At 48.9% G+C, this 17597-nt stretch carries 15 protein-coding genes; 7 read left to right on the plus strand and 8 right to left on the minus strand.

The window, feature by feature from the left end:
• Positions 1 to 106 precede the first annotated feature (106 nt).
• The 5 genes from J2T16_RS08460 to J2T16_RS08480 form a co-directional block, all read right to left on the minus strand.
• Positions 107 to 1210: an acetyl-CoA carboxylase carboxyltransferase subunit alpha gene (locus tag J2T16_RS08460; RefSeq protein WP_154958184.1), complete on the minus strand. Its 1104-nt coding sequence runs from the start codon at positions 1208 to 1210 to the stop codon at positions 107 to 109.
• On the minus strand, positions 1211 to 2104 hold the full coding sequence (accD, locus tag J2T16_RS08465) for an acetyl-CoA carboxylase, carboxyltransferase subunit beta (protein WP_123064194.1): 894 nt from the start codon (positions 2102 to 2104) through the stop codon (positions 1211 to 1213). It abuts the gene before it with no gap.
• A gap of 339 nt (positions 2105 to 2443) precedes the next feature.
• Positions 2444 to 2632 (minus strand): glutamate decarboxylase, encoded by a 189-nt coding sequence (locus J2T16_RS08470; RefSeq protein ID WP_090920220.1) that lies wholly within the window; start codon positions 2630 to 2632, stop codon positions 2444 to 2446.
• A 282-nt stretch (positions 2633 to 2914) separates the two neighbouring features.
• Positions 2915 to 3406: a phosphatidylglycerophosphatase A family protein gene (locus J2T16_RS08475; protein WP_123064193.1), complete on the minus strand. Its 492-nt coding sequence runs from the start codon at positions 3404 to 3406 to the stop codon at positions 2915 to 2917.
• A 506-nt stretch (positions 3407 to 3912) separates the two neighbouring features.
• Positions 3913 to 8094 carry a DNA polymerase III subunit alpha gene (locus tag J2T16_RS08480; protein WP_499018122.1) on the minus strand — a complete coding sequence of 1394 codons (4182 nt, stop codon included), beginning with the start codon at positions 8092 to 8094 and terminating at the stop codon, positions 3913 to 3915.
• 290 nt (positions 8095 to 8384) lie between these two features.
• Here J2T16_RS08480 and J2T16_RS08485 point away from each other — a divergent pair, with 290 nt between their 5' ends.
• The 3 genes from J2T16_RS08485 to J2T16_RS08495 all read left to right on the plus strand — a co-directional run bounded on the left by J2T16_RS08485 (position 8385) and on the right by J2T16_RS08495 (position 9636).
• On the plus strand, positions 8385 to 8714 hold the full coding sequence (locus J2T16_RS08485) for a YtrH family sporulation protein (protein ID WP_090920214.1): 330 nt from the start codon (positions 8385 to 8387) through the stop codon (positions 8712 to 8714).
• A gap of 20 nt (positions 8715 to 8734) precedes the next feature.
• On the plus strand, positions 8735 to 9223 hold the full coding sequence (locus J2T16_RS08490) for a sporulation membrane protein YtrI (protein ID WP_090920211.1): 489 nt from the start codon (positions 8735 to 8737) through the stop codon (positions 9221 to 9223).
• Between the two features lie 92 nt (positions 9224 to 9315).
• Positions 9316 to 9636: a YtpI family protein gene (locus J2T16_RS08495; RefSeq protein ID WP_090920209.1), complete on the plus strand. Its 321-nt coding sequence runs from the start codon at positions 9316 to 9318 to the stop codon at positions 9634 to 9636.
• A gap of 287 nt (positions 9637 to 9923) precedes the next feature.
• Here J2T16_RS08495 and J2T16_RS08500 read toward each other — a convergent pair whose 3' ends face one another.
• From J2T16_RS08500 to J2T16_RS08510, 3 genes are all read right to left on the minus strand, one after another.
• Positions 9924 to 11258 (minus strand): DRTGG domain-containing protein, encoded by a 1335-nt coding sequence (locus J2T16_RS08500; protein ID WP_090920206.1) that lies wholly within the window; start codon positions 11256 to 11258, stop codon positions 9924 to 9926.
• Between the two features lie 209 nt (positions 11259 to 11467).
• Complete coding sequence (locus tag J2T16_RS08505; RefSeq protein WP_090920203.1) at positions 11468 to 11752, minus strand: hypothetical protein; 285 nt, start codon at positions 11750 to 11752, stop codon at positions 11468 to 11470.
• A 108-nt stretch (positions 11753 to 11860) separates the two neighbouring features.
• Positions 11861 to 12208, minus strand: a complete 348-nt coding sequence (locus tag J2T16_RS08510) for a YlbF/YmcA family competence regulator (RefSeq protein WP_090920200.1) — start codon at positions 12206 to 12208, stop codon at positions 11861 to 11863.
• 233 nt (positions 12209 to 12441) lie between these two features.
• Between J2T16_RS08510 and J2T16_RS08515 the strand changes: the two genes are divergently transcribed.
• The 4 genes from J2T16_RS08515 to J2T16_RS08530 all read left to right on the plus strand — a co-directional run bounded on the left by J2T16_RS08515 (position 12442) and on the right by J2T16_RS08530 (position 17572).
• The gene (locus J2T16_RS08515) at positions 12442 to 13809 is read left to right on the plus strand and encodes a YheC/YheD family endospore coat-associated protein (protein ID WP_090920197.1); all 1368 of its coding nucleotides are present in this window, start codon (positions 12442 to 12444) and stop codon (positions 13807 to 13809) included.
• Between the two features lie 31 nt (positions 13810 to 13840).
• Entirely contained in the window at positions 13841 to 15031 is a 1191-nt protein-coding gene (locus J2T16_RS08520; RefSeq protein ID WP_499018123.1) for a YheC/YheD family endospore coat-associated protein, read from the plus strand.
• A 61-nt stretch (positions 15032 to 15092) separates the two neighbouring features.
• A complete protein-coding gene (locus J2T16_RS08525) occupies positions 15093 to 16466 on the plus strand; it encodes a YheC/YheD family endospore coat-associated protein (RefSeq protein WP_090920191.1) in 1374 nt (457 codons plus the stop codon).
• Complete coding sequence (locus tag J2T16_RS08530; protein WP_221786547.1) at positions 16466 to 17572, plus strand: YheC/YheD family endospore coat-associated protein; 1107 nt, start codon at positions 16466 to 16468, stop codon at positions 17570 to 17572. Before J2T16_RS08525 ends, J2T16_RS08530 begins: the two co-directional genes overlap by 1 nt.
• The last annotated feature ends 25 nt before the right edge of the window (positions 17573 to 17597 follow it).

Raw genomic sequence — 17597 nt, forward strand, 5'->3', positions numbered from 1 at the left:
TTGGGTTTCCTCCGATTTTAAAGGTCTAACTTTATATCTCTATTTTTCTTTTTCCAACTATTAAATTTACTATACTTTCGATCATTTGTATAGGAAATTCGTCACATCATTCTGCATTTCCCGACAAATTTTTCACAGGTTCTGCTTCTAACGGCTGTTCCGATGCTTCCACTTGGACAGATTCTGCCTCGGAATTTGCTTCAACTTCACCCGCAGGCTCTCTTTCTTTAGTAGGTTCTACCGCAGAGGCTGGTGCTTCAAAAGTCACTGAGCCGATTTTGCGGAATTTTTCATAGCGATCCTGCTTTAATTGCTCCGCACTCCATCCTTTCATCTCATCCAGATGACGAACTAGAGCTTCGGAGATCGCTGTTGCAGCTGTATCATAGTCCTGGTGAGCTCCGCCGCGCGGTTCAGGGATAATCTCTTCGATCACTTCCATCTCGAGCAGGTCTTTCGCCGTAATTTTCATCGCTTCAGCGGCCTGATCTGCTTTGGATGCATCCTTCCATAGTATCGATGCCGCACCATTAGGAGAAATTGCAGAATAGATGGCATGCTCGAGCATGAGCACACGGTTACCTACAGCCATAGCTAGAGCACCGCCGCTTCCACCTTCGCCGATGACAACAACAATAACAGGAACCGAGAGTTTAGCCATCTCCAGCAAATTACGGGCAATCGCTTCCGATTGACCTCTCTCTTCTGCAGTATTACCCGGATACGCTCCTTTAGTATCAACAAACGTAATAATCGGGCGGCCAAATTTATCAGCCTGTTTCATTAAACGCAGTCCTTTACGGAACCCTTCCGGGTGAGCACTTCCAAAAAAGCGGGCGATGTTGTCCTTCGTATCCTTTCCACGCTGTTGGCCAAGTACCGTTACGGTTTGTCCATTCAGCTTGGCGAGTCCACCAACAACCGCAAGGTCGTCACCAAACATACGGTCACCATGCAGTTCGGTAAAATCAGTAAAAATGAGCTGAATCAGATCCAGTGCTGTTGGACGCTGCTGGTGACGAGCCAAATGCATCTTCTGAGCCGGTGTTATGCTGGTGTAAATCTCTTCTTCAAGTCTATGATAACGTTCTTCGAGACGGGCTATTTCTTCGGTAAAATCAATACCTTTTTCCTGCCCAAACTGAACGAGTTCTTCAATTTTTTTGCGCATCTCAATCAGAGGCGCTTCATATGGCAAACTACCCGCCATTTAGACCCCTCCCTTTTCACTGTGCATATCGAGAAGCTTGCCAAGGGTTGCCCGAAGTTCTTTCCGGTGAACAACCATGTCCAGTTGACCATGCTGGAGGTTGAATTCTGCGGTCTGGAAATCATCCGGCAGCTTCTGACGGATCGTTTGCTCAATTACTATCCTGCCTGCAAAACCAAATACAGCGCCAGGTTCAGCGATAATAATATCGCCAAGGCTCGCGAAACTAGCCGATACCCCACCGGTTGTCGGATCGGTGATCACCGAAATATAGAGCCCGCCTTGCTCGTCCAAACGAGCTAAAGCCGCACTTGTTTTAGCCATCTGCATCAGACTCAGAATACTCTCCTGCATCCGTGCACCGCCTGAAGTAGAGAAAATAATTAAAGGAAGCTTCTTCTCAATGGCATGTTCAACAGCACGGGTAATTTTCTCTCCGACTACAGAGCCCATACTGCCTGTGAAGAAATCAAAGCTCATTACAGCAACAACAACAGGAAGACCTTCAATGGTCCCTTCTCCTGTTATAACGGCTTCCTTCAAACCCGATTTCAGACGTTGCTGCTCCAGCTTACTGCTGTACCCCGGGAATCCGAGTGGATCAACCGAAACCATATCGGCATCATGCTCAACAAAACCTTCTTCATCCAGTACCATTGCAATACGTTCCATAGCGTTAAGACGCATATGGTAGCCGCAGGCAGGACATACTTTCAGGTTTTTCTCCAGTTCCTTGCTATATTGAATGGTGCCGCATTTGCTGCACTTGTTCATAAGCCCTTCAGGTATTTCACGTTTCGGGCGCTCGACGGCTTCTTGACGTTCACCTGGAATTGCACGCTCGGAAGGTATGGTAGCGTACTTCCGTTTCTTTTGGAATATATCTTTGAACACAACTACACCTCTCCAGCCAATAATTTGATGGCCGCAGGCCACAGTCCGCTGTAACAATCAGCTTGATCTGCATGCTGCGGTGAACCGCTTACGCTTATAACTCATGCTAAGACTTATACCTTACTAGCATTCAGAACAAAATTCCTCCGATACAAGGCAAACCTCAACGGCTACTCTCCGCACAATTGAGGTTACCTGCTATAACCGATTAACAAAAAAAGAAGGAAGGACAGTAGCATTATACTCATGCAAGTCGATTCCTCTTTCCGCTTCCGCGGTCAGTCCCTTATGTACCAGTGGTACTTTTTGTTATCTGCCAAGGCACTTCAATATCGAGAATCAAGAATGCAGAATGGAATTCAACACTTCCTGAACCTCTTCCAATTCCCCAGAAGGGACGCGAATCTCATATTGTTGCTTGGATAAACTGATGGGACGGGTCTGTACCAGAAAACCTTCTTCCGAAAGCTTGGTCTTGATCTTGTCCGCAACCTTTGCTGTCGGCGCAATGTAAATCACCGTCCACATGCCATGTCCGCCCCCTAAGCTAATGTTCAGAGCCCGTATATTGGACTAATGATACCATACCTCCGTTTTTTTCTGCAAGGAAGGGTTGAAGACCTTTCAGGAGAAAATCGGATGATTCGGGACATTGCCCCCTGCTTGGCAAGCCAAATGGTCATAGTCATGTGATATAATTCGCTGACTTTTACTAAGAGGCAAAAACCTTACAGGGCAGCCATAGCCGCCCCTAATCCTATTGGACAGATTGAGATGGTAACCACAGGTTTATGTTGGTATTAATAGATCTTACAGGTCGGAAGGGTATTTCTTAGCTTTAATATTCTTGTGTGCAATCCGCGCGGAGGCGGCTGCAGCAAGACCTGCAACCAGATCATCCAGAAACACGTGAACGGCTGATTTTTGTTCATTCAAATCATGAATCACACCTATTTTTTCCTTGTCCAGATAGCCAAAACTGGTTAAACCAATCATGCCATACACATGTGTTATCCCTAAAGCCAGAGTCTCGTCCACTCCATAGAGTGACTCATCCGCTTCCATTATCGCTTGCAGCGGTTGGGGTAGAAGCTTTTTTTCAGCCAGTTCGTCAAGCGCAATGCCGGTGTACAGTGTGTACTGTACCTCTCTTTTTTGCAACACGGATTTTACGCTGGTTACACAGTCGTCCATGGTCAATTCCGGGTGGTACCCTTTCTGCAAACGATATACAATCTCTGCGATAGCATCAATGTGTACACCTCGCCGGGCCAGCATAGCTTCCGCGATCTCATATGACATATCTCGACCTCCCGCATCAATCCCCCGAGAACCTCCAAGTTCTTCGGTGTTCTCAAGTGTATGCAGTGAACTTCCAAAATGTTCATAAATTGTGCGAATGTACACGCTCAAGCTGACATTACGCCATACCGATCTTCTGTTGGCTAGCATGTGCAAGTACAGCTGGCGTTTATTGGATAAAATTTCAAAGAGGGTATTTCCCTCATCATTCATTCATAGAGAGAGCCTTGTAATTCAAGACGGAGTTCATGGTAAACGGAGCACACACAATTCCGCATAAAATAGAATTTCCCGGCGTATTTTGCTGTTTTTCACCGGAATAACCGTTCTTGTTATCATTACAACTGGCAATGTGTACATTCGCGCAAAGACTTCTGGTGAACGATAACACTGAGCCGAAGGGATACATCATTGACGGAACTTTTATAAAAAAAGGATGCCCACCGTTCTTGATCTTGCAAACGGTGGACATCCCTCGCTGAAGGTGGTGAAAACCTGCTTCAGCTTTATTTGATTTTGACTGTCCCTTCACCAAGCATTTTCTCCATTTCGGAGAACAGTGCCGGTGAAGGTTTGATCCGGTAGGCGTCGCTCAAGGCGAGCAGCTTCTGCTGCTGCTCGTAGAAAAGTACGGTCGCTACCGGGCCAGGATGCTGCTGGAGCAGCTCTTTGAGGCGCGCCAGCAGCTCGGGCTTCTCGGCCTGCGGGGTGAGCTTCACGAACACCCGCTGCTCGGCCCCACGCGGCGCGCGGCCCTGCTCCGCCGCGCCAGCCGCAGGCGTCGCATTGCCCGCGCGTGCGCTGGCTGCGGCGCCTGTGCCTGCCTCGCTGCGCGCCGAGGCAGGGCTGCGGCTTCCGCTTGCACGCGCAGCGGAAGCGTCACCGCCTGCGCTGCTGCGCTGCGCTGCGGCTCCCGCGCCCGCCGGTCGCTGCGGCGAAGCCGCCTGCACCGGGCGCGAAGCGCTGCCGCTGCCGGGCTTGCCCCGGCGGTCGCGGCTGCGCAGCTGCTGTTCCAGTGCCGCCGGTGTCAGCGGCGACACCTCCTCGGCCAGCAGCTTAAAGCCCTCGTCCTGCTGCTGCACCTTGGCACGCACGACGAGCAGTTCACCTTTCCCGACATGTTGCTGGCTTCGCCGCCATACCTCGGGAAAGAGAACCACTTCGCAGCGTTCGACCTGATCTTCCAGCTCCATGAACGCCATGGCCTTGCCCTGTTTCGTCGTAATCAACTTCACGGACACCACCATACCTGCGGCGACGGCCATCGTATCGTCAGCCGCTTCCGTCAATTCCATGATCCGGTCAGCCCCGCTCGATGCGAGCACATCTTCGTAATCATCCAGTGGATGACCGGACAGATACAGACCAAGCAATTCACGTTCCAGTTCCAGCTGCTGACTTGCCGAGAACGGCGGAATTTCCGGATATTCAATCTCCCAGTTTGGTGTCTCCACAAAGTCAAACAGCTGAATCTGCAGATCCTCACGCTCTTTACGCCATTTCAGAGCCGCTTCAACAGTCTCGTCTAACATTGCAAGCAATTGCGCACGATGTCCTGGCAAGCTGTCAAATGCTCCAGCCTGAATCAGCGATTCAATGACACGTTTGTTGCACACTCTCAGATCAACACGGCGACAAAAATCGAGCAGACTGTCGAACGGTTTTTCCTGTCTGACTGCCATAATACTTTCCATCGCTTGTGTGCCTACATTTTTCACTGCAGCCAGCCCGAAACGAATGGCTCCAGAAGACCATATCGTTACTGCTCCACTATCCTCATTGCTTAATTCTGATGCCTTTTCCTGAATCTGTCTATACGTCTGATCGCGATTCTGGTTGTGCGTCTCATCCTCAGACTGAGCATGCTCGGCACCCTGCATCCTATCATGATCCCGCATTTTTTGCTGATCATGAGCCTGTTCCGATCCAAGCACAGTGTCCGATACAGATATTCTCACCAGACCCGGGTCTAACTTACGGCCCGACTCTTTCGAATCTGACTTAGCAGATACAGCCTGCCAACCTTCGTCGTATCCACTTCTCTCCATTTCCGTTAAGTGTTCGTTATCCTCCGGCATAGGCCCAGGATCATCCGGTAACGGCACCTCTCCGTAATCCCCATGTTCCTCATAGTTATCATAAGAAGCATCTTCGTGGGCTTCGGGAGCTTCACGTCTTGATGGTTGTCCACCTGTCTCCCTTGATTCATCCATCTCCTTCACAGCAGACGAAGCAAACACAGGTGTGAACAAAATGCCACTTTCATTTACATCTGGCGGGAGCACATTAATCTGCATGTGACGGCATTCCATTACATACTCTGCAACCTTACGATGGCTCCCCATAACAGCGGTTAGCATAGAAGCCATGAAATGCACGGGATAGTGCGCCTTCAAGTAAGCCGTTTGGAATGCAAGCACACCATACGCTGCCGCGTGAGCACGTGGAAAACCGTAGTTGGCGAATTTGACAATCATATCGTAAACGAGGTCTGCTTCTGCTTCGCTATATCCCTGTTTCAGACTGCCCTGAACAAAGTGGCCTCGTTCCAGATCGAGCACTTCCCGTTTTTTCTTGGAAACAGCTCGGCGAAGCAAATCTGCTTCTCCCAAGGAAAAGCCCGCCATACGGGATGCAATCTGCATGATCTGCTCCTGATAGACAATGATGCCGTACGTATCTTTCAGAATCGACTCCAGATCATCATGTGGATATTCCACTTCAATCTGACCATGCTTACCCTGAATGTATTTGGAGATAAACTCCATCGGACCTGGACGGTACAACGCCAGTACGGAGATAATATCTTCGAATACACTCGGCTTCATTTCCTTCAACACACGACGTACTCCGGCAGATTCCAGCTGAAATATACCCATCGTATCGCCGCGTCCCAGCATCTCATACGTAAGTGGGTCGTCGTCAGCAATCCGTGTAAAATCTGGAACTTCCGCACGCTCCCCAATCCAGCGCAGACAACGTTCTATAATGGAGAGGGTTCGTAAGCCGAGAAAATCCATCTTAAGCAGCCCTATCGATTCCAGATTTTCCATGGAATACTGTGTCAGGGCTGTTCCTTCGCTTCCTTCCTGCAATGGAACGGCATCCGTCAGCGGATCTCGTGAGATGACGACACCCGCAGCATGCGTGGAAGCATGACGAGGCATGCCTTCCACCTTCATTGCCATATCGAGCAGCTCACGTGTCTTGGGTTTCGTCTCATACAACGCCTTCAGCTCCGGCGTAGCTTCCATTGCTCGTTCAATGTTGATGCCGAGCTGTGCAGGAATCAGTTTCGCAGCCTTGTCCACTTCGCCATATGGCACATTCAGCGCCCGCCCAACATCACGGACTGCAGCCCGGGCTGCCATGGTTCCAAACGTAATAATTTGGGCAACATGGGCTTTGCCGTATTTCTGTGCCACATAATCAATGACCTCGTCACGACGTTCATCACTGAAATCGATATCGATATCGGGCATGGATATCCGCTCAGGATTGAGAAAACGCTCGAAGAGCAGGTTATATTTCATCGGATCGACATCCGTAATACGAAGTGTATAAGCCACCAGGCTTCCTGCCGATGAACCCCGACCCGGTCCGGTGACAATTCCCTGCTTGTGCGCATAAGCGATGAAATCCCACACGATCAGGAAATAATCCGAGAATCCCATGCTGTCAATAACCCGCAACTCATAGTCCAGCCGTTGCTCCAGCTCTGTACGAAGCGCCGTATCGTTCCACCGATCGGAGTCTGCATACCGGGCATTCATACCCTCTTCACACAACTGACGAAGATATGCAGACGGACTCAAACCTTCAGGGAGCGGACGGTATTCCGGTAAAATGGATTTGCCAAATTCCAGCTCCAGTTCGCAAGAATCGGCGATGCGGACTGTATTAGCGATGGCCTCCGGCACATGAGGGAACAGACGAACCATCTGCTCGCCGCTCTTCAAATACAATTGGTTCGTTCCGATCCGCAAACGAGTCTCATCCTCTACCGTTTTACCTGTCCCGATACAGATCAGGACATCTTGCAGTTCTGCATCCTCTTCGGACAGATAATGAGCATCATTCGTTGCCACAAGCTGGATTTCCAATTCAGCAGCGAGTTTGATCAGCTGCGGATTGACTCTTTTTTGCTCAGCCAGTCCGTGATCCTGTAGTTCCAGATAAAAGTCGGAGCCAAAGATGTTTTTGTAACGTAGCGCGGCGCGGCGCGCCTCTTCTTCACGTCCATGCAACAGATGCTGAGGAACTTCGCCGCCGAGACAAGCGCTGAGACAGATAATTCCCTCATGATGTGCCGCCAAACTCTCCATGTCGATACGCGGTTTATAGTGGAAACCCTCCAGATGTCCAATGGAACACAGCTTCATCAGGTTCCGATAACCGGTCATATTTTTCGCCAGCAAAATCAAATGATAGATCGGTTGATCCTTCCGGCTTCCCCGTTCCTTGCGAGAACCTGCCGTCATATATGCTTCACAGCCGATAATCGGTTTGATTCCCCGCTGGGCGCAGGCTTTATAAAATGGGATAGCCCCATACATGACGCCATGATCGGTCAGCGCAAGTGTCGTCATCCCCAGATCTGCGGCTTTATCCACGAGATCCGGAATACGCGCAGCGCCGTCCAGCAAACTATATTCACTGTGAACATGCAAATGCACAAAAGAACTCATGTCTTTTTACTTCCTTTCCCCGCTTACAGTGGCAGCTCTCATCATTGATGCTGTGTGCCGCCGTAGTGTACTTTATAATGCGCAAAATCCGAATCGTCGAAATCCGCGTAAATATGCACTTATATGAATGTTACCGTTAAAATTGAATTCTCTATCTAAATAAAAGAGTTTATTATTCTATTTTATCATAACGTCAGGGGGCTCGCCCATACAATAGAAGTACAAGCTGCTCCCCTGTTGTACAAACCTAAAACAGGCGGGATGCTGCTGGTCTGAAAGGGGTGTTGTGGGTGAGCACTTTTTTATCCAAAGCCATTCTTGATTTCTTTATTGCATTCGGGATCGTGCTGGGCGGCGCGATGATTGGAGGTATAGGTGCTGTCATTTCCCTTCAGCCTCCCACACAAACCATGCTCGATATTTCTGGCAAAATAAAAATCTGGGCACTCGCTGCCGCTGTGGGTGGTACGATCGATCCGATGCGAGTCATTGAGAGTAATTTTCTGGATGGCAACCTGTCACCAGCAGTGAAACAAATCCTATACCTGATCTCAGCCTTTATGGGGGCACATATGGGAACGGAACTGGTGAAATGGGTGTGCGGCGGAGGTCGGGGTTAGATGACCCGTGATGACCCTGTATGAGACTTCCCCCCTTCTCCCGCTACCGCCCGTTGATGCGTATGACTGCCGTATTTGTACTCGGAATGATCGCTGGATGTGTTGTGTATAACGGCGTGTTTCATCTCAGTTACAACAAACTGTGGCTAAACAATCAGGAGCTGCAACTTCAACTACACCAGAACGAGGAGGATATAAAAACTCTGAAAAAATACAGCAAGCGCCAAACGGTGATCAAAGAGATCAAAGTTCGCGCCGAAGAATCCGATAAAGGCCCTGACGAGGCCTCACTAAAACTAATGTTACAGAAACTCGGGGATGAGCTTGAAGTTTTGCGTGGAAGAGATGTGTATAACATCGACGAATATAGCAAAATGACACGCATCATGCTTAACCAGAAAATATATAAAGTCAGGGAAAAAGAATATTCCGTTCAGGTCAAAACGATGCTTGTCATGGAGGGCGTTTTACAAGTCTGGGTACAGATTCGCATTCACGTTCCAGCATAATCTCCGAAAAATGCAAAAAACTGCCCTGGTCTGCATGGTCACATGCTACAATAAGGGCAGTCTATGTTTTTCAAAAAAGGAGTTGCTTCTGCGTGTTGATCGAAGTATTCAAGTATATCCTGATCGCCCTCTTCGCCATCGCTATGATCTGTTCTGCCATGAACAGCATTCGTTCACGCCGGACAACTGACCAACATGTTGCCGGTTTGTATCGCTCCTGGACGAATATCTGGATGGGCTGCATGCTTATCATTCTCGCACTGATCTTGATGTTTGTTTTTACCGGTTCTACGTTATCTGTCATTGTGGAAGCGCTTTTCCTGATCATGGGAGCTTACAATGTGTTTGCCGGTCTCCGTAATCGCAGTTACTACGCCAGACTTAAACAGCATTCCAGCAATACAACCGCTTAGGGTTAGACGTTGCACATACCGAAGCGTTTCGCTACAAGTCAGGTTTGGACAACATATCAGCAAAAAAAGAGAGCACTCCCGAACAATCTTGAGGTGAATAAGGTAAGCCGTATGCACTTTGCTGCATTGCTGTCATCTGTACATGCTGATCCGTACATGTCAAAATGCAAATGCCGCATAGCAGATCAATGGCTCACTTCTTCCCCTGAACGGCTATCGCTCTCTTTTTTTATGTGCCAGGATATGTTTCCAGACCATCGCTTCCGAGAAGGTATTATGCAATTATTCTAAGCATGGTCTATGGACTGCAGCGTCATGACGGCCTTGCACACCACACTGCCCTCGCGGGTAATGACAATATCCATTTTGCATGTCCTGCGGCTCGTTTCCAGAATCATGGGACGCACCATAATCTGATCTTCAATCTGTACCGGACGGACAAAATATGTCGTTACGTTATCGACCACATGGTCGTTGCCCGTGACGTCCCACGCGGCTCTTCGTGCAGCTTGTGTCATGACATTCAGCAACACGCCTTCCGAAATCGTCCCCAAATCCGTGGCCATCTGGGGAATAATGAAGCCGTGGAATAACAGTTCATTCTGCTCCCCACGTTCTTCCGCGAATCCGTTCCAGATCAGATGATCAAAGGTTTCGCCAAGCTGGGGCTGCTTCTGTGCATCACGCATAGCCTGCAGTACTTCCTTCCGTGTAACGGAAGCAATAAGCTTGCGGTTTCGGTCAACGATGGGCAGGAAATCAATGCCTTCCCAGGTCATAATCTGCGCAGCAGAAGCAAGGGAGGTCTGTAACGATGCTGTAATCGGACGGCGAACGACACATTTTTCAATGCTTTGATCCGGCTGTAGCTCACTGACATCCTTCAGACTCACAATGCCAATGACCCGGTTCCATTCATCCACAACCGGAAAACGGTGCTCCCCTGTCTCCGACACCAGCGAATGAAAGTCCGCGGCCGAACTCGTCACTTTGAGCACTTGCAGACGTGGTTTCTGGCCGATAATATCCTCCACCAGCATGATTTTTTTCTTGATCAGCCTGTCAAAGATCGCACGGTTAATCATAGAGGCCACAGTAAAGGTATCATGTCTGGAGGAGATAATCGGCAGTCCCAGTTCATCCGCCATAATCCTTACATCCCTGCTTGTACCAAAACCACCCGTAATCAATACGCCAGCTCCTTGTTCCAATGCCAAAGAATGAGCATCTTCCCTGTTACCGACAATAAGCAGACTGCCAGCATCGATGTACCGCGCCATCGCCTGCTCCTTCATCGCACCAATCACATACTTGTGCAATGGCTTGGCTAGTCCTTCATTACCGCCAAGCACATGTCCCTCCACAATCGTGACCACGTCGGCAAAGGTCAGTTGCTCCGACATGCCCCGAGGTCTTTTTTCGATCCGCACCGTTCCGATTCTCTCTTTCGTCACGACCAGTCCGAAGTTCTCCGCCTCTTTAACAGCACGATAAGCGGTTCCCTCACTTACCCCCAGTTCACGTGCAAGCCCGCGCACCGAGATTTTGCTGCCCACCTTCAATTGTTCAATATGCTGTAGAAGCTGTTCATGCTTCGTGACGTTTTCTTCTTGTCCGTCCAACTGTACCACCCCCGAGGTTGCATCTGTACTATACTGTATCTATTATAACACGACCTTAGGAAAATAACCCCCATCTGACATAGAGTCCTGACCTGCAAAAAAACTTCTCAATGTTATCCTGCATGGTCTGATCCTATATACTTTGCTTGAAAACACAAATAAGACCGAAACCCCACACACTTCAGGATTCCGGTCTATCTAAAACTCATTTATACGGATTCGCTACGCTCCTGCTTGTCCAGCAGTTTCATCTCCCACTGCCGTAACTTCGCCCGGCGTACAGCCTCCAGCGCACGTTTCTTCTCCTCATCTACGCCAAGAATGAAATGCAGGTGTGCGCCTACAATTAACAGCGAGAACAGCACCCACACGATACCGAAAATATTAACCCAGTCCATTCCGCCAGCAAAGGAAATGCGCGGAAGCGCGATAACCAGCATTGACAATGCAATCAGCAGATAGATGACATGTTTTGTTTTTTTCAACCTCTTCACTATTCACAGCTCCTTCGTTCCATATATAGCTAGTCTATGAACGGTTCAGAGGGAATATGAGAGGATCAGAGAAAAAAACAGACAAGTGTATCTTATTGAGCTTATAGCTTAAGCTTCTGCTCCGCCGTACAGATGAGCAAGGCTATCTGCAATAATTTTGTTTACATCCTCAATAATTACACTAAGGCGACGCTCTGCATCAAACAGGCGGCGGATGTTCAGGTTCAGACTCAATACTTCAAAGAGTTTTTCCATCTTTTCCATCTCATCCGGTGCTGGCATATCTCCACTCATCATGCGTTGTTGCAATTCCATCTGTTGGTTACGGAAGTTGTCCAGCATCGCTTTGGCCTCTGGATCAGCTTCAATCAATTTCATCGCAGAGGTAATCTCCTCAACCTCGCTACTTTCTCTTAGTGCTTTTGCCAAATCATTGGCTTTGTCATAAATATTCATTATAATTCCTCCTCTAAATTGGTTGTTCATCCGTGTAAGAACACGCATTCTATGCTCTCAAATAAAGGTTCTGGATCAGGCCGCCCAAAAACGCCCCAAATCAAACACATTTAAATCCGGCTGGGTCAATCACCAAGGGGTATATGTCCTCATATGATGAAGCACATGCCATGTTCAGATGCCGTTCAACTTCAAGATCAGACATCAAGCTGCCGCCCGGAAGGAGATCCGTGATGTCCACTAAAAAAGTAACGATACAGGTTACCGGCTCGGGCATCCTGCAGGACGACGTCATCATGCTGGGCGAAGGGGTTCTCAAAGCACTCAAGATTCCTTCGGGAAGACCTCTTCAACTGCAATTCGGTTCGTACCGCCGTGAAGTTACAGTTATTCCGGTTCCCCGGTATGACGGATTAAGACTCAATCAGACGGTAGCCAGCAAAACCGGCCTTGTGCCCCGTTCAGTCCTGAGGGTATCTTACCGTGCTTCCAGCCATACGCTTCGCCTGGGACCCTACATCAGCGTTATGGTCAGCCAGGATTACCCCGATCAACCTGATCGGCCTTTTGGCTCGATTACGATGTTCTGCCAGGAATTAGTGCATGCCTGCCGAAAGCAGGGCGCCTATGTATCCTTTTTCACACCGGAGGACATCGGAGCAGTAACTGGTTACATGCAAGGCTGGGTATATGATGACGGCTGGAAAAAGACCGTTCTGCCTGTGGCAGATGTGGTCAATAACCGGCTGACGTCCCGCAAACTCGAGAACAAACCTAGCGTACAGCATTTTATGAAAGAAGTAAAATCGCTATACGGTACACACACCTTTAACGAAAAGTTCTTGGACAAAAATGAGGTGTTTGACGCACTTAAGTCGATTCCGACACTCAAACGGGTGCTGCCCGAGTCCCATTTACTCAAAACATCAGCGACTCTCAAAGCAATGTGCCAACGTTATCCGGTCATCTTTCTGAAGCCAGTTCGTGGTTCACTGGGCAAAGGCATTATCCGGGTCTCCCGTCAGCCAGAAGGAGGATATCTAACTCTGGCGACAAGTGTCGGAGGTACCCGCAAACAATCTTATGCTTCTCTGGATAAACTCTATGCCAGTATGTCCGGAAAAATGAAAACAACGCGTTATCAGATTCAGCAGGGACTGACCTTGATTGACAACAGCGGCAGGCCTGTTGATTTCCGCGCACTCGTACAGAAAAACAAGACAGGAAAGTGGAGTGTAACTTCCATCGTTGCCCGTATTGCAGGGGGCAGTCATTACGTCTCCAATCTGGCGAGAGGCGGAAGCCTCAGTACCGTCAAAGAAGCCGTAGCCAAAACGCAGCTGTCCAGTTCTGCCAAAGCCTCGGCCTATGCCGGACTGCATACAGCAGCACTCGATATCGCCAAAGGGATTGAGAGTGCGATCCCTGCCCATTTTGGTGAGCTCGGTATCGACCTCGCGCTAGATACAAGTGGACGCGTATGGCTACTTGAGGTGAATTCGAAACCATCCAAAAACGATAATACCCCGCTGAGCGAGAGCAAAATTCGCCCGTCGGTCAAAGCCATGCTTGAATACTCCACATATCTGGCCGGATTCTGAAGTTTGATCTCATGAAGGAGGTGCAGCAAAAATGTTTACATCGCCGCAAAACAATACCATGGCTATACTCGTCCGTGAAGCAGAAGGCTCACCTCCTTTTGCAGATGAACGCTTCTGCCGCAGGCTTTGCGTGGAAAGTTTCAGGTACGGGTTACGAATTATCGTCATCCCGATTCCTGCCCAATATACCGAAGGCATTCTTCAGAGAGCATACACTTATCATCAAAAGAAATGGAAAGCTATTCCTATGCCTATGATCGATCTGGTGATGAACCGATGCCTGAATCCACTTTCCAGAAATACCAGGCAGCAGTTGGAACAATATCTACCTCATACCTCCAGTCTTCGTCAGCGTTCTTGGTCAAGTGCACTTCCTGGCAAATGGGAAGTTCATCGTGCTCTATCGAAGTCAACCACCCTTCGAGGACTACTTGCTCCAACCACTCGGGTTAGGTCGACTATTCCCTGGGAAATATGGCTTGCCCGCTGGCCCAAAGGTTTATTTTTCAAACCCGCCTCAGGAACTCATGGCAAAAACACCTTCCGCTTATCCACAGGAGAATTGCCATTCCCCTGGATTGTGGAGGGTCGTAATAGAGGCAACGAACACTATGTCAAGTCATTTTATCAAGCAACGGATGTATCTTCCTGGCTGGAATCACATCAGGCTGTACAAAACATGATTGTGCAGCCTTATCTGGAGCTTAGCCATCACGGAAGAGCATTTGATATAAGGGCACTGGTACAAAAAAACGGGCAAGGGCGCTGGACGCTGACGGGTTGTATGATTCGGGAAGGAGCTGAAGGCTCTCTGACCTCGAATCTTCACGGCGGGGGTAACGCTTATCCTGCTGATGCATACCTTACAGAGCGATATGGCAAAGACAAAGCTTCATCGTTATTGCTACAGATCAAACATGCTGCCGCTCTCATTCCTTCGACGCTGGAGAGCCGTTTCGGCCGACTCGCGGAACTTGGTCTTGATTTTGGAGCTGATGTAGACGGCAGGCTGTGGTTGATTGAAGTAAATTCAAAACCAGGCCGCGCCTCATTTGCGGAATCAGATGACAAACACATGCATGCCCTGACGTATACACAACCACTTGCTTATGCCCGTTATCTGCTGCAACAACATGTTCTCGCGGACGTCTCACGTCCAATGAAAATGCCGAATTCATCCAGCAAAGCTGGCCTGAAACGCATCCCGATTCCAGGTAGCTGAGGCCTGTAACGCCTGCTTGCCATGGAGCACAAGGATCTTTTTCAGGATAGGAGGATAAATCATGAGTTTGACCTTTTGCAATCTGCATTTCACCCAAAAACCCGAAAAAGTGGTGTACGTATCTAATGCTTTAATGAAAAGCCTTAATCTGTCCGGCAAAAAAACGATACATCTGCGGTTCGGGCGTGATCGCGTGCCAGCCACCATCAAACCGATTCGCAAAGCGGGGAAACATCTGTATCTGGCATCAGGCATCCGCAACTTAATGAACGTTCCCAAACGTGGCAGCATTTATCTTCGCAACCTCCAGAATGATGAAGTGCAGCTGGGACCGCTCATCGGGGTGCTGTCCGACGGTTCTTCTTCAAGCTCGAATCCGTTCGGCTCACGTACCGGTTTCATCAAGCAGTTGCTCCGTGAAGGAAGCCGTAAATCGTATATCTATGCCTTCACTCCGCGAGATATCAACTGGCAGAACGAGACCGTTTCCGGGTACTTCCTCAATGAGAGCGGAAGCTTCTTCCGCAGGACGGTGCCACTGCCCGATGTGGTTTACAATCGTTTGCCGAGCCGCCGTTCCGACTTTTCACCAGCGATCAATCAGCTGCGGGAACGATTTATCCGCCGCAAAATTCCTTTTTTCAACTGGAGCTTCTTCAATAAATCGGATATTTACAAGTTGCTGGAGAACGAACCCACCGCAGGACGTTATATCCCGGAATCCATCACCAATCCTACAATTGATCAGATGAGGGAAATGCTTGAGCGGCATCAGTTCGTTTATTACAAACCCACCGCTGGCAGCCTTGGCAACGGGATCTACCGCTTAACCTACTCACCTAAACGTGGATATTTTGCACGTTATCGCAAAAAAGGCGGCAACGCCCTCTTGCGCTTTGGTTCATTTAATAGCCTCATGCGCATGCTTCAAGGCAGACATGGCAAGCAGTTACGCGGCTATGTCGTTCAACAGGGAATACGGCTGATTGAGATTGACGAATGCCCTATTGACTTTCGTTTCCACATGCATAAGAACGGGAATAATCAGTGGGTTGTTGTTGGCATTGGTGCCAAAAAAGCCGGACGCGGAAGTGTAACAACTCACATCAAAAATGGCGGCTCTCTAATGACCCCTGAACAGGCGCTCAGTCGCAATTTCGGGGAACGTGCGGGCGAGGTTCTGCAACAGGCGAAATCCGTCGCTATTACACTGGCCCAGGCGATTGAATCCCAGCACCAGCATCTGATTGGTGAGATTGGCTTTGATCTGGGCATTGATCAGGAGGAACATGTATGGATGTTCGAAGCGAACGCCAAACCCGGGCGCTCCATCTTCCGTCACCCTTCACTCCGGGTGGAGGGCAAATCGTCGGTGGAACACATTTTGGAGCATTGCCTGTATTTGAGCAAATTCCGGAAGAAGGACAGCATTTGATGAGCCTTCATGATGATTTCAAACCTGTGATCGCTGTACTCACCATGCATGATCAACAGCGGATGTTCAGAGGAAATCATCAAAATTTTCAGGATATTTTGCAAACAGGTGAAAGCATGGGCTACGTCGTTTATATCGTGACAGTCCGCGATCTTAATATGACTGGACCTACCGTGAAAGGATATACGTACAACAAAGGGAGCGGCAAATGGACTTCAAAGCCGTTCCCTCTCCCTCATGTGCTCTATAACCGTATTCCTAACCGGGAAGATGAACGCAAACCCTCGGTTCAACGTAAAATTGAAGAATGTCTGCAATCCGGTATTGAATTGTATAACCCGTATTTTTTCAATAAATGGAATCTGTTCGAATGGCTCAAAAAATCCAAGTCCACGCAGCAATTGATTCCTCATACCCGGCGGATGCGCAGCGCATCTTCACTTGGCACGGTACTTCGCACCTATCCTTATTTGTACCTGAAACCGGAGAGCGGCAAAGCTGGCAAAGGCATCATGATGCTCAAATTTCAAGAAAAAGAAAAGCTGCCTTACCGACTTAAAATACAAAACACTCGAAAAAGTATGACATACAAGGCAGCCACGTTATCCAAGTTATGGGCCCGAATTCGCAAAGAAACCGGACATACGCCCTATATCATGCAACAAGGCATCGAGCTCGCTTCTTCTCACAAACGACCTTTCGACCTTCGTGTGCTTGTGCAGAAAAATGGCAAAGGGCAATGGAGTGTGACTGGCATCGGTGCACGACTGGCAGGCTCACGCAGCATTACAACTCACGTGCCTCGAGGCGGAAGTGTAGAAGACCCGGAGAAGCTACTCACCGAGCTATTTGGGGAAGAAATGACTACAGCTCTAATGAAACGGGTAAAGTCTACCTCCTTAATGATTGCCAGGCAGGTTGAGCGCGGTTCGGGACATACACTTGGTGAAATGTCGATGGATCTTGGCGTGGATGATCTGGGGGAGATCTGGTTTTTTGAAGCCAATGCAAAACCGATGAAATTTGATGAACCACAGATCAGGCGGCGTTCTCTGGAACGCATTTTCCAGTACAGCGCCTATCTTGCCCGTCAGTCTGTACGATGAATGGCAGGAATACTGCATACAAAGA

The sequence above is a fragment of the Paenibacillus intestini genome (genome assembly GCF_030803945.1).
In the GTDB taxonomy this organism is placed as follows: domain Bacteria; phylum Bacillota; class Bacilli; order Paenibacillales; family Paenibacillaceae; genus Paenibacillus; species Paenibacillus polysaccharolyticus.